General features: G+C 58.8%; 12 protein-coding genes. 9 read left to right on the top strand and 3 right to left on the bottom strand.

Translation table 11 applies throughout. From position 1 onward, the window contains the following. The first annotated feature begins 74 nt into the window (after positions 1-74). The 5 genes from pabC to EDC38_RS04110 all read left to right on the top strand — a co-directional run bounded on the left by pabC (position 75) and on the right by EDC38_RS04110 (position 5,536). Positions 75-941: an aminodeoxychorismate lyase gene (gene pabC / locus EDC38_RS04130; RefSeq protein WP_123637422.1), complete on the top strand. Its 867-nt coding sequence runs from the start codon at positions 75-77 to the stop codon at positions 939-941. Further along, positions 938-1,966 (top strand): endolytic transglycosylase MltG, encoded by a 1,029-nt coding sequence (gene mltG / locus EDC38_RS04125; RefSeq protein ID WP_211331039.1) that lies wholly within the window; start codon positions 938-940, stop codon positions 1,964-1,966. The genes pabC and mltG overlap by 4 nt, the downstream gene beginning before the upstream one ends. A 163-nt stretch (positions 1,967-2,129) precedes the next feature. Next, positions 2,130-3,863 (top strand): glutamine--tRNA ligase/YqeY domain fusion protein, encoded by a 1,734-nt coding sequence (locus tag EDC38_RS04120; protein WP_123637421.1) that lies wholly within the window; start codon positions 2,130-2,132, stop codon positions 3,861-3,863. A 6-nt stretch (positions 3,864-3,869) separates the two neighbouring features. Further along, a complete protein-coding gene (gene cysS / locus EDC38_RS04115) occupies positions 3,870-5,261 on the top strand; it encodes a cysteine--tRNA ligase (RefSeq protein WP_123637420.1) in 1,392 nt (463 codons plus the stop codon). Between the two features lie 44 nt (positions 5,262-5,305). Continuing rightward, positions 5,306-5,536: a hypothetical protein gene (locus EDC38_RS04110; RefSeq protein ID WP_024460244.1), complete on the top strand. Its 231-nt coding sequence runs from the start codon at positions 5,306-5,308 to the stop codon at positions 5,534-5,536. Between the two features lie 7 nt (positions 5,537-5,543). On the opposite strand, the gene EDC38_RS04105 is transcribed toward EDC38_RS04110, so the two are convergent. Together EDC38_RS04105 and EDC38_RS04100 are read right to left on the bottom strand one after the other, a co-directional pair. Continuing rightward, positions 5,544-6,818 (bottom strand): HlyC/CorC family transporter, encoded by a 1,275-nt coding sequence (locus tag EDC38_RS04105; protein ID WP_024460243.1) that lies wholly within the window; start codon positions 6,816-6,818, stop codon positions 5,544-5,546. Positions 6,819-6,884: 66 nt separating this feature from the next. Further along, the gene (locus EDC38_RS04100; RefSeq protein ID WP_123637419.1) at positions 6,885-7,688 is read right to left on the bottom strand and encodes a cytochrome C assembly family protein; all 804 of its coding nucleotides are present in this window, start codon (positions 7,686-7,688) and stop codon (positions 6,885-6,887) included. Between the two features lie 207 nt (positions 7,689-7,895). On the opposite strand from EDC38_RS04100, the gene ffh reads away from it, so the two are divergent. From ffh to EDC38_RS04085, 3 genes are read left to right on the top strand one after another with little or no spacing between them, the layout of a single operon-like run. Beyond that, the gene (gene ffh / locus EDC38_RS04095) at positions 7,896-9,296 is read left to right on the top strand and encodes a signal recognition particle protein (RefSeq protein WP_123637418.1); all 1,401 of its coding nucleotides are present in this window, start codon (positions 7,896-7,898) and stop codon (positions 9,294-9,296) included. 11 nt (positions 9,297-9,307) lie between these two features. Beyond that, positions 9,308-9,751, top strand: a complete 444-nt coding sequence (locus EDC38_RS04090) for an META domain-containing protein (protein WP_170162849.1) — start codon at positions 9,308-9,310, stop codon at positions 9,749-9,751. A gap of 16 nt (positions 9,752-9,767) precedes the next feature. Beyond that, a complete protein-coding gene (locus tag EDC38_RS04085; protein ID WP_123637416.1) occupies positions 9,768-10,283 on the top strand; it encodes a hypothetical protein in 516 nt (171 codons plus the stop codon). 1 nt (position 10,284) lies between these two features. Here the strand turns inward: EDC38_RS04085 and EDC38_RS16330 are convergent, their stop codons facing one another. Beyond that, positions 10,285-10,605: a hypothetical protein gene (locus tag EDC38_RS16330; protein ID WP_148071153.1), complete on the bottom strand. Its 321-nt coding sequence runs from the start codon at positions 10,603-10,605 to the stop codon at positions 10,285-10,287. A 103-nt stretch (positions 10,606-10,708) separates the two neighbouring features. Between EDC38_RS16330 and EDC38_RS04080 the strand changes: the two genes are divergently transcribed. Next, positions 10,709-12,406 (top strand): NAD-dependent malic enzyme, encoded by a 1,698-nt coding sequence (locus EDC38_RS04080; protein ID WP_123637415.1) that lies wholly within the window; start codon positions 10,709-10,711, stop codon positions 12,404-12,406. Positions 12,407-12,415: the final 9 nt, after the last annotated feature.

The following is a 12,415-nucleotide window of genomic DNA, read 5'->3' as shown; positions in this document are numbered from 1 at the left end:
GCTTTGGGTAGGTTCGGACGCCGGAGTGTGCTGCACTCCGGCGTTTTTGTGTCCGGTTTTGGTAGACTCCCTGTATGACAGATTCAGAAGTGATCACACTGACCAACGGTGAATTTGGCGCGACGCTTTCTCCCCTGGATCGCGGCCTGGCCTATGGTGACGGTTTATTCGAAACTGCCAGGGTGCGCGCCGGCCAGGTACCACTCTGGTCTTTCCATCGGCAGAGGCTGATCGCCGGCGCCCGGAGGCTGGGTCTGGTTCTGGATACCGATCGCCTCGAACGGGAGCGGGAGCGGTTACTCGCGCGCCTGCCGACTGTGGACGGCACCCTCAAGTTGGTCGTTACCCGTGGCGTCGGTGGCAAGGCTTATCAGCCTCCGAAACACCCGCAGATCAGTTATTGCTGGCAATTGCGTCCCGGCGTCTCACCCGCCTGGCAGAAGGGCAGGGACGGTGTGGTGCTCCACGAGTGTCGCCACCGCCTGGGGGATAATCCGGTATTGGCTGGCATGAAGCACCTGAATCGCCTGGAGTATGTGCTCGCCCGGATGGAATGGGACGACGAATACCCTGAGGGGCTGCTGAGCGATGCGGCCGGGCATATCATCGAGGGCACCCTGAGTAACGTCTTCATCCGCCTTGAGGATGGCTGGTGGACCCCGCGCCTGGACCGTAATGGTGTGGCCGGTGTCATGCGTCGCCTGATCATGGAGGTCCTGGGGCCACAGCTGGACCTGGTGGTTCAGGAGGGCCAGGTGACCCGTGAGGCTCTGATCGGGGCCCGGGAATGGTTTGTCTGCAATAGCGTGTTTGGCATCTGGCCGGTGACCGGGTTGGCGCCCGGTGGCGAAACGTGGACGGTCGGCCCTCAGACCCGGCAATTACAGAGCTGCTTTGAGCATTGGCTGGCCGATAACAGAAATCTGAAGGAGGTGCCGTGAAGCGGCTGTTGGGGAAACTGATTATTTTGGGAGTGCTGCTCGCCGGCGGGCTTGCCGCTTACGGGTACCACTGGCTGAACAGCCCGCTGGCATTGCCGGAGGATGGCCTGCGCCAGGAGCTCACCCGGGGGGAGACGCTGAGCCATCTGACATCAGAGCTTGGCGCCCAGGGCATTTTGCGTCATCCCCGGGCGCTGCGATTGTATGCGCGCCTGACTGAGCAGACCGGGGTTCATGCAGGCGAGTATCACCTTCGCCCCGGGCTGACTCCCCGCACGCTGCTGGAGCAACTCAACGCGGGTGAGGTTGTACTTCATCAAGTGACCCTGATTGAGGGTTGGACCTTTGCTCAGGCCCTGGCCGCACTACACAGCGAGGAAACCATTGTCGCGGAACTCAAGGGACTGAACCGCGAGCAGCAAGTGGCGCGGCTCGGGCTGGATGTGGCGCATCCTGAGGGCTGGTTTTTTCCGGACACCTACCGGTTTGCTCGGGGCACCAGTGACGTTGAGCTGTTGCGCAGAGCGCATCGGATCATGCGTGAGGAACTTGAGCGGGTGTGGTCGCAGCGGGCCGACGGCCTGCCCTATGAGACGCCCTATGAGGCATTGATCATGGCGTCACTCATCGAGCGGGAAACCGGGGCGCCCTGGGAGCGGGAAGAGATTGCCGGGGTGTTTGTACGCCGCCTGAACCGTGGGATGCGTCTGCAGACGGATCCCACCGTGATCTACGGTATGGGGGATCGGTACGAAGGGCGGCTGACCCGCCGGGATCTGAGAGCGCCGACGCCCTACAACACCTACACCAACTCCGGCCTTCCTCCCACCCCGATCGCGCTGCCCGGGCGAGAAGCCCTGGCTGCGTCGGTCAATCCGGCGCCTGGAACGGCGCTCTATTTTGTGGCCAAGGGCGATGGTACCCATGTGTTTTCTGACACCCTGGAGGCTCACAACAAAGCGGTGCGCGAATATCAATTGCAGCGACGGGAAGATTACCGCTCCTCCTTGCAGACCGCGCCCTGATCCTGACATTCCGGGAGCGGTGGGGCACCGGTTCGCTAGGAAAAACCGGGGGGAGTGTTTACAATAGGCCGCTTTTCAAACCAATCTGATAGCCCGTTTTACCGGGCTTTCGCAATCTTCGGGACACTCGAATTCAACCGAGACCAATGGGAACGCAAGTCGTATGAGCGATCATTCGCCCGCCACGGGCAAAGACACCAAAGACACTGCGGGTACTGCAGAAAACCGCGCACCGGAAAAGCCCCTGCATTTTATTCAGCAGATCATCCGCAAGGATATTGAATCGGGCCAGGTGCAACAGGTGGTGACCCGGTTCCCCCCGGAGCCCAATGGCTATCTTCACATCGGACATGCGAAATCCATCTGCCTGAACTTCGGTATGGCGGAGGAGTTTGGCGGTGTCTGTCATCTGCGTTTCGACGATACTAACCCGGAAAAAGAAAACGAAGAGTATGTCAACGCGATCAAGGCGGATGTCCAGTGGCTCGGTTTTGAATGGGGAGGCCCGGTTCGCTATACCTCCGACTATTTCCAGAATCTTTACGACTGGGCGCTGCACCTGATTCGTGAAGGCAAGGCCTATGTCTGTGACCTGAGTCCGGATCAGGCGCGCGAGTATCGCGGCACGCTCACCGAGCCCGGCCGCAACAGCCCCTATCGGGATCGCTCCGTAGAGGAGAACCTGGAGCGCTTTGAAAAAATGCGTCGCGGTGAATTCGCGGAAGGTGAGTGTGTATTGCGTGCCAGAATTGATATGGCGGCGCCAAACATGAATTTGCGCGATCCGATCATTTACCGCATTAAAAAGGCGCACCATCACCACACCGGGGACACCTGGAGCATCTATCCGTCCTACGATTTCGCTCATGGGCAGAGTGACGCCCTGGAAGGGATTACCCATTCCATTTGCACCCTCGAATTCGAAGATCACCGGCCTTTGTATGACTGGTTTATCGAGAATCTCCCGGTGCCCGCCAGACCCCGACAGTACGAGTTCGCGCGCCTCAATGTGAATTACACCATCACCAGCAAGCGCAAACTGAAACAGCTGGTGGATGAAGGGCATGTTGATGGTTGGGACGACCCTCGCATGCCCACCATTTCCGGTATGCGTCGGCGCGGCTACCCGCCGGAAGCACTGCGTAATTTCTGCACCGCGATTGGCGTTACCCGGTCCGATAGTGTCGTGGATGTCGGCATGCTCGAGTATGCCGTGCGTGATCATCTGGACAAGAACGCGCCGCGCGCCATGTGTGTATTGCACCCGCTGAAGGTGACATTGACCAACTACCCGTCGGATCGCATCGAGGAAATGCGCGCGCCAGGGCATCCGAACCGGGATGACTTCAGTGAGCGTGTATTGCCGTTTACCCATACGCTATACATTGAACAGGATGACTTCCGCGAGGAAGCCAACAAGAAGTACAAGCGGTTGGTGCTGGGCAAGCGTGTGCGCTTGCGCAATGCGTATGTGATTGAAGCCGATGAAGCCATCAAGAACGATGAAGGCGAAGTGATCGAGGTTCGGGCGCGCATCATCGAGGATACACTGGGTAAAGACCCGCAGGACGGCGTCAAACCCAAAGGCGTAATCCACTGGGTGTCGGCCACCCATCACCTCAACTGCGAAGTCCGCCTGTACGACCGTCTGTTCAGCGACCCGTCACCGGATTCGGGCGGCAAAGACTTCCTGCAGGCGATCAACCCGGACAGTCTCAAAATTCTGGAAAGCTGCAAGGCGGAGATCAGCCTGGCGGGAGCCAAAGTGGGTAACCATTTTCAGTTTGAGCGCTCCGGCTATTTCTGCCTGGACAGCAAGTATTCCACCATCGACAAGCCCGTGTTCAACCGCACCATCGAGTTGCGCGACACCTGGGCCAAAATGGATCAACAGTAATTCACTATGACTCTGCATCTGTACAACACGCTGACGCGACAGAAAGAAGCCTTTCAACCCATTCAGCCGGGCAAAATTTCCATGTATGTCTGTGGGGTGACGGTGTATGACTACTGCCACCTCGGGCATGCTCGTGTGCTGGTGGTGTTTGATGTGATTGCCCGCTTTCTGCGCAGTCAGGGTTGGGACCTGACCTACGTCCGCAATCTGACCGATATCGATGACAAGATATTGCGGCGGGCGGAGGAGAACGGTGAGCCCTATCAGAGTCTGACCGCCCGGTTCATCGATGCCGCTCACGAAGACGAGGGCAAGCTGGGTATTGTTCCTCCCGATGTCGAGCCACGGGCAACCGCTCATATCGACGATATTCTCGCCATGGTGCAGACCCTGATTGACAAGGATTTTGCTTACGCGGCGAGCAACGGTGATGTCTATTATCGGGTGAGCCGATTCAAGGACTACGGGCGGCTGAGCAACAAGAATCCCGACGAGCTGCTCGCCGGTGCCCGCATTGATGTGGATGAGGCCAAAGAAGACCCGCGTGATTTTGCTCTGTGGAAACACGCCGAGGCCGATGAGGCCGGATGGGATTCACCCTGGGGGCGAGGTCGTCCGGGCTGGCATATTGAGTGCTCGGCCATGAGCAAACACTGCCTGGGTGAGCATTTCGATATTCACGGCGGTGGCCCCGATCTGCCGTTTCCGCACCACGAAAATGAAATCGCCCAGAGCGAAGCCGCCAACGGTTGCCACTACGTGAATTACTGGATTCATGCCGGTGCCTTACGGGTGGACGGTGAAAAAATGTCCAAGTCCCTGGGCAACTTCTTTACCATTCGCGATGTGCTGGAGAAGTATCACCCGGAGGTGGTCCGCTATCTGTTGATTGGCAGTCACTACCGCAGTCCGATCAATTATTCCGAGGACAGTCTGGTCGAGGCGCGCACCGGGCTGGAGCGCTTCTATGGCGCACTGCGTGATTACGCGGAGGTTGAGCCCGCCTCGATGAAGGATCTGGAAGGCAGTGCTTATTATCGGGACTTCGTTTCGGCGATGAACGATGATTTCAACACCCGCCTGGCGTTAGCCGTCATGTACGATCTGGTTCGCGATCTGAACAGTGAGTCCGACTCCGACAAGGCGCGGGCCATGGCCGCCGAGCTGAAGGCGCTGGGCGCTGTGTTCGGACTGCTGCAGGATCAGCCGGATCGGTTTCTACAGGCCGGTGGTGCCGATGCGATCGGTGCCGAGCAGGTTGAAGCGCTGATTGCCGAGCGTGCTGATGCCAAGAAGGCGAAGAATTTTGCCCGGGCGGATGAAATCCGCGACCAGCTTCAGGCGCAGGGAGTGGTGCTTCTGGATTCACCCACCGGAACCCAGTGGCGCCGGGAATAAGTCCTGTCCCATCGTCCGGAACGAAGCGCCAGCAGAGGTAAGCTATGAAGTCTTTTCGAGCCACCTACCGTCGGTACCGCACCCTGTGGGTCAGCCTTCTGGCCTGCGCCGCGTTTCTGGCGTTGGCGGTGTACGGATGGGGGGTGAGTCTGCAGGACCTGGCCAACACGCTGTGGGTGGCAGCGGTTCTACTGGCGGGACTGATTATTGCCGCGGCCATCCTGGGCTTTGTACTGTTCAGGGTGCGCCGCTGGCGGGAGCGCCGCCAGCGTTAGTGCGTGGTCAGTTGGTGGCGGGGACGCGCTTGACCCGAAGCCAGGAAATCATTTTGTCCGTCAGTTCCCGGGTCTCAAACTGGTAACCGTCAATCGCAAAGCCGATATGCGCGTCCGGAATACTTTCAAGGTATTCCATCGCCAGACCGTTCAGCGTCTTGGGTCCGTCCTGCGGTAAGTCCCAATCCAAAGCGCGATTGATGTCCCGAATGAAAGTGCCGCCGTCAATCAGGTAGGTGCCGTCATCCTGGGGCTGAATATCCTCATCGGATTCCTCGGCGGAATTGGTGGTGAAGTCGCCGACGATTTCCTCCAGAAGATCCTCCAGCGTCACCAGTCCCTGTACCTCGCCGTACTCGTCAACCACTAATGCCATGCGGCACTTCTGTTGCTGAAAGTTCAGCAGTTGGGTGTGCAACGGTGTTGCTTCCGGGACGAAATAGGGCTCGTTCGCAAACTGGCGAATATCATCGAGAGTGACACTGTCATCCGTACCGCGAATGAAGCGGGCCGCATTGCGCAGGTGCAGAATACCGACCACGTTATTGATGTCCCCTTCAAACAGGGGCAGGCGGGTGTACTCACTGGTGCGAATCTGTTCCAGCAGGTCGGCCACGGGTAGCGTCAGGTCCAGGCCTTCGACCTCGTTGCGGGGGATCATGATGTCTTCAACCGTGGACTTTTCCAGGTCGAGAATATTCAAGAGCATCCCCTGATGCTGATCGGGGATCAGGTCTCCGGCTTCATCGACCACGGTTCTCAACTCCTCGGGGTTGAGATGCTCCACGCCGCTGTGCGCTTTATGGATGCCGAATACCCGCGAAATGCTCTTGGAGATGCCGTTCACCAGATAGACGGCGGGCGCGAGCACCACAGACAGAGGCTTGAGGAACCAGCTGGAAAAAAAGGCGAAACGCTCGGGATACAGGGCGGCGAGGGTCTTGGGTGTGACTTCCGCAAACACCAGCATGACAAATGTCAGGATCAGGCCCGCAGCGGCAATACCGGCATCGCCGTAGAGGCGAACACCGATGACGGTGGCGATGGAGGCGGCAAAAATATTGACCAGGTTGTTGCCGATCAGAATCAGGCCGATCAACTTGTCGGGAGTCTTCAGAAGGCCAGTCACGCGAATCGCCCGATGATCACCTTTTTTGGTCAGGTGCTTCAGGCGGTACCGGTTGATGGACATCATCCCGGTTTCCGAGCTGGAGAAGAACGCGGAGAGGACCAACAGTCCGATGAGCGCGGCAAACAGTATTTCTAGCGGTGCTTCGTTCAAGGCGACTTATGCCCATTCTGCTGCGAGGCCGGGTATCTTGAAGCAGAACTCCCCCCGAATCAATAGTCAGACGGCCCCGAGAATCAGCTCCAACACCAACTTGCTACCAAAATACGCCAGCATCAGCAGCAGAAAGCCGCCCAGCGTCCAGCGGATGGCGGTATAGCCCCGCCAGCCCAGGTAGTGACGGCCTCCAAGTAGCACGCTGTAGATGACCCAGGCGGCGAGTGAGAACACCGTCTTGTGGGCCAGGTGCTGGGCAAAGAGGTCGTCAAGAAACACAAAGCCGGAAATGATCGACAGGGTCAGCGCCAGGTGACCGGCCCAGAGCAACTCGAACAGCAGGGCCTCCATGGTCTGCAGCGGCGGGAGCAGGCGCACCCGGCCGGTGGGGTGGCGGTGCTTCAGTTGGTGATTCTGCCAGGCCAGAAGCAGCGCCTGCAGGGTGGCGATGGTCAGAAGGCTGTAGGCCAGAATCGACAGGAGCACATGACTGGCCAGGGTGTAATCGAGCACCAGTGGGTGCCCCGAAGCATTGCGCCCCAGTAACGAGGCGATGATGCCCAGGGCGGACAGCGGCAATAGCAGAATGAACAGATTGTGCAGGGGTTTGCGCAGGCTGCTCAGCAGGACCACGGCATTGATGACCCAGAACAGTAGCGAGGAGACCCGGAAAAAGCCCAGTTCGATAGCCCGTGGTAGCGCGACCAGTTGATAAACCCCGATGCCATGGACGACCAGTGCCACGGCGACCGCAATAAGCAGGTGGCGGCGGTGGGGCTCCCGGCCCTGAAGCAGGGTCCAGATCAGATAGGCTCCGGTGAGCAGGTACAGTGCCGCCGCCAGGCTGTTGAGGAGCAGGGTGGTCATAGTCAGGGGGCGTCCTCGTATGAGCGTTGATATCCAGTGGTTTCCGGTGGGTAGCAGTGTGTCACAAGGTGTCGTCAAAGAGAAGCGGAAGGCTTCTCATTCTCCCGTCAGCCGGGGGCTGGGCCTCGTCGGCCCCATCGGCTGGACCCGGGCCCCACCTTTGGGGGTATAATCGCGCCCATCATTGATCTGCTGTCGAGAGTAACCATGTTCAATACGCTGAGTGATCGCTTATCCGATAGTCTGCGCCGGGTGACCGGCAAGGCCCGGCTGACCGAAGATAATATCAAAGACACCCTGCGGGAGGTACGCAAAGCGCTGTTGGAGGCGGATGTTGCGCTGCCGGTTGTGAAGGCCTTCGTCGCCCAGGTTCGCAGCAAGGCGCTGGGACAGCAAATCAGCAAGGCGCTCAACCCGGGCGAGCAATTCCTGAAGATCGTCCAGGAAGAGCTGGTGTCCGTGATGGGGGCTGCCAACGAGACTCTCGATCTGGCGGTCAAGCCTCCGGCAGTGATCCTGATGGCGGGCCTTCAGGGGGCCGGTAAAACCACCTCTGTGGCCAAGCTCGCCCGCTACCTGAAAGAGCGGGAAAAGAAAAAGGTGCTGGTGGTCAGTGCCGACGTTTACCGTCCGGCGGCCATCAAGCAGTTGGAGACCCTGGCCGAAGAAGTAGGCGTGGACTTCTTCCCCTCCACCGCCGAACAGAAGCCGGTGGCGATCGCCGATGCCGCGATCGCACACGCGCGCAAGCAGTTCGCGGACGTGGTCATTGTCGACACCGCCGGCCGGTTGCATATTGACGATACTCTGATGGAAGAGATTCAGGCGTTGCACAAGGCCGTCAATCCGGCCGAGACGCTCTTTGTGATCGACGCCATGATCGGTCAGGATGCGGTCAACACCGCCAAGGCGTTCAATGAGGCGCTGCCCCTGACGGGTGTGGTGCTGACCAAAGCCGACGGCGATGCGCGCGGCGGTGCGGCGCTCTCGGTCCGTCAGGTAACCGGCAAACCGATCAAGTTCCTCGGCACGGGTGAGAAAGTGGATGCGCTCGAGCCGTTCCACCCGGACCGTATTGCCTCGCGTATTCTCGGCATGGGCGACCTGATGTCGCTGATCGAACAGGCCGAGCAGAAAATTGATAAGGACAAGGCCGACAAGCTGGTCAAAAAAGTCAAAAAGGGTCAGCGCTTCGACCTGGAAGATTTGCGGGATCAGCTCCAGCAGATGCAGAGCATGGGTGGCCTGGGCTCCATGATGGAGAAGCTGCCCGGCATGGGCAATATGGCCCAGCTGGCGCAACAGAATAACCTGACCTCCCAGTTCAAAGTCATGGAAACCATCATCGATTCCATGACGCCTTTCGAACGTCGCAATCCGGACCTGCTGAACGGCTCTCGCAAGCGTCGGATCACTATGGGGTCGGGCACCCAGATTCAGGACCTCAACCGGTTGCTGAAGCAGTACAAGCAGATGTCCAAAATGATGAAAAAAATGAAAGGCGGCGGCATGAACAAAATGATGCGCGGCATGGGTGGCATGATGGGCGGTGGCGGCGGTATGCCCGGTGCCGGCGGCGGCCAGTTGCCCCCGGGGTTCCGTCGCTAATGCGCCGGACAATGCGCGCCTTCAAAACGCTGGCATTGATGGCGCTGGCGTTGTCAGCCGTCACTGCCTGCCAGTCATTTCGCACGGCGGCTGAACAGCAGTCGGGCCCGTCGCTGTCGGAGTTTCAGGGCAGCTGGCGGGTCGTGGCGCTGAGCGGTGATGAGCTGGACTCTTCGAGCCATGCGTTTGTCGAGTTTTCCGAGCCGCCGCGGCTTACCGGAAACGGTGGCTGCAATCGCTTCTTTGGTGTCTATCAGTACGACGAATCCGGGCTGCGCATCGACTCGTCACTGGGCAGCACCCGGATGGCTTGTGCTGCGCCGGTGATGGCACAGGAGGCGCGGATGTTTGAACTCTTGCCTCAGGCCATCGCCGTCCAGTTGACCGGGTCCGATGTGTTGGTTCTGAAAGATGCCGACGGTACCGAGTTGCTGCGCGCGACTCGACAGCCCTGAGGGCAGGGCGAGCGCAATGCTTTTTTTTGATACCGAGTATCTGATTCGGCGGCCACTGACCGACGTGTTTTCCTGTCTCAGCGACTTTCAACGCTACCTGATGCAGCTGCCCGAATTTTATGGTGCGCATCTTACAACCGACGACAGCTCCATCGCGCCGGGCAAGGTGTACTGGATCAGTGTGCCCGAGGCCGATTATGCATATCGTACCCGGTTGGAGCTGATCGAAGTGTGCTCGCCGGAGCGTCTGGTTTACGACTATCAGTACACCGCTCTTGAGAACGATACACCTCTTTCTGCCAAAGAAGGGCCAATGCCCTGGGATCGGGCCCGAGTCGCATTGACCTGCTCGGCCTGTGAAGAGGGCACTCGGGTCTCGGCCCAGATGTGGGTGTTTGGCGTGCAGGGGTTTTTGGCTCGCTGGAAAGTCAACGCACTCAAAACCACGAGCGCCCGCGCACAGAAAAGCGCCAATGACAATATGGTGCGGGTTATTGAAAACCTGCTCGACGATAGCGCCGCCGATCGCTGAGTCACTCAGACGACGGCGAGCGGCACTCTCCTTCTACGAAACCGATCACCCCGTCTTTCGCACACGCGCTACAGGCATTGCCGAACGTGCGTTTCTGACCGGCGCCCGCCGACGTTTCTGTCGCCCACTCTTTGCTTGATGTCACCCCGTCGTCTTTTGGAGCAAGCTGAAAATAGCCGCAAACCGGATCATACTGCTGGGTGCAGACGTCGGGTCGCTCTTGCGGGCACGTGGTCAGATCTTCCGGTAGTGCCGGGGCCGGCTGCTCGTTCGCGGAACCTCCCTGACAGGCGGTCAGAGTGACCACCAGGGATCCGGTCAAAAGTACCTTAAGGCCGAGACCCGTCCTGGTTGTGCAAGCGGTGGCCTGCTCCGTGTCCGGGTCTGTGTTAACATTTGTTTCTTTGATAATCGTTGCAGGTGTCATGGTGAAAAAACGCCCCATTTATCTTCCGTTCGCGGGTCCGGCTTTGTTGGAAGCCCCACTGTTAAACAAGGGTAGCGCCTTCAGCACCCAGGAACGTCAACACTTCAATCTGGAAGGTCTGCTGCCCTACAGTATTGAAACGATTGAAGAGCAAAAGGCGCGCGCCTACGAGCAATTGTGCTCGTTTCATAACGACATTGACAAGCACATTTACCTGCGCAATATTCAGGATACCAACGAGACATTGTATTTTCGGTTGGTCGTGGATCACCTGGAAGAGGTGATGCCGCTGATTTACACGCCGACGGTGGGCCAGGCCTGTCAGCAATTTTCCAAAATCTATCGCCGCAAGCGTGGCCTGTTCATCACTTATCCCGACCGGGAGCGCATGGATGACATGCTGCAAAATGCCACCAAGCAGAAGGTCAAAGTGATCGTGGTCACCGACGGTGAGCGTATCCTCGGCCTGGGCGATCAGGGTATTGGTGGAATGGGGATTCCGATCGGCAAGTTGGCACTTTATACCGCCTGCGGTGGCATCAGTCCGGCCTACACGTTACCGGTCGTTCTGGATGTGGGTTGTAATAATCAGTCCCTGATCAACGACCCGATGTACATGGGATGGCGTCACGAGCGCATCACCGGCGATGAGTACTATGCGTTTGTTGATCAATTTATCGAAGCCGCGCGCGTGCGTTGGCCCGATGCCCTGATCCAGTTCGAGGATTTTGCCCAGGGCAACGCGACGCCGCTGCTCGAGCATTACAAGGACAGAATATGTTGTTTCAACGATGATATCCAGGGCACCGCGTCGGTGACCGTGGGTACACTACTGGCGGCCTGTAAGGCCAAGGGCGAGTCCCTTGCCAAGCAGGCTTTTGTGTTTGCCGGTGCCGGCTCCGCCGGGTGCGGGATCGCGGAGCAGATCATTGTCCTGATGATGCAGGAAGGCTTGAGCGAAGCGCAGGCCCGTGGTCGGATCTACATGCTGAACCGTTCCGGTCTGTTGCGCTCGGGCTCGGAGAACGTGCGCAGCTTCCAGAAGCCGCTGTGTGTTCCGGATGAGCAGGTCGCCGATTGGGATCTGTCCAATAGCAAAAATCCTGACCAGATCAGTCTGCTGGATGTGGTGCGCAACGCCAACCCGACGGTGCTGGTTGGTGTATCCGGTCAGCCGGGGCTGTTTACCAAGGCGGTTATTGAAGCCATGCAGGCTCATTGTGAGCGGCCGGTGGTGCTACCGCTGTCGAACCCGACCTCCCAGGTGGAGGCTCAGCCGGTAGATATTCTCCGCTGGACCAGCGGCAAGGCTATCGTCGCGACTGGCAGTCCCTTCAAGCCGGTGGATATGGCGGGGCAGCGTCACGAGATCGCCCAGTGCAATAACAGCTACATCTTTCCCGGGGTCGGGCTGGGGGTTGTGGCCGCAAAAGCGTCACGGATTACCGACAATATGATGGTCGCGGCCAGTCGGGCATTGGCCGAGAGTTCTCCGATGGTAAAAACCGGCCAGGGAGCACTGCTGCCTCCGCTGGGTGAGATCCGCTCGGTGAGCCAGGTGATTGCCCGGGCGGTCTTCCGGCAGGCGGTTGAAGACGGCGTTGCCATGCCGGTGCCGGAGGAGGTAATGGATCAGAAAATTGCGAGCAACTTCTGGGAGCCAGAGTATCGTGATTATCGCCGAACCTCCTTTTAAGCTGTTAGA

It is taken from the genome of Marinimicrobium koreense, from assembly GCF_003762925.1.
Taxonomy (GTDB): domain Bacteria; phylum Pseudomonadota; class Gammaproteobacteria; order Pseudomonadales; family Cellvibrionaceae; genus Marinimicrobium; species Marinimicrobium koreense.
Note: the sequence above shows the minus strand (reverse complement) of the source record. Positions and strands in the feature narration are given on the sequence as shown.

Coding starts and splice junctions, on each gene's coding strand:
- EDC38_RS04090 (WP_170162849.1), top strand. CDS start 9,308: ATGCGCGCCTTCAAAACGCTGGCATTGATGGCGCTGGCGTTGTCAGCC.
- ffh (WP_123637418.1), top strand. CDS start 7,896: ATGTTCAATACGCTGAGTGATCGCTTATCCGATAGTCTGCGCCGGGTG.
- EDC38_RS04085 (WP_123637416.1), top strand. CDS start 9,768: ATGCTTTTTTTTGATACCGAGTATCTGATTCGGCGGCCACTGACCGAC.
- EDC38_RS04120 (WP_123637421.1), top strand. CDS start 2,130: ATGAGCGATCATTCGCCCGCCACGGGCAAAGACACCAAAGACACTGCG.
- cysS (WP_123637420.1), top strand. CDS start 3,870: ATGACTCTGCATCTGTACAACACGCTGACGCGACAGAAAGAAGCCTTT.
- EDC38_RS04100 (WP_123637419.1), bottom strand. CDS start 7,688: ATGACCACCCTGCTCCTCAACAGCCTGGCGGCGGCACTGTACCTGCTC.
- EDC38_RS04110 (WP_024460244.1), top strand. CDS start 5,306: ATGAAGTCTTTTCGAGCCACCTACCGTCGGTACCGCACCCTGTGGGTC.
- EDC38_RS04080 (WP_123637415.1), top strand. CDS start 10,709: ATGGTGAAAAAACGCCCCATTTATCTTCCGTTCGCGGGTCCGGCTTTG.
- pabC (WP_123637422.1), top strand. CDS start 75: ATGACAGATTCAGAAGTGATCACACTGACCAACGGTGAATTTGGCGCG.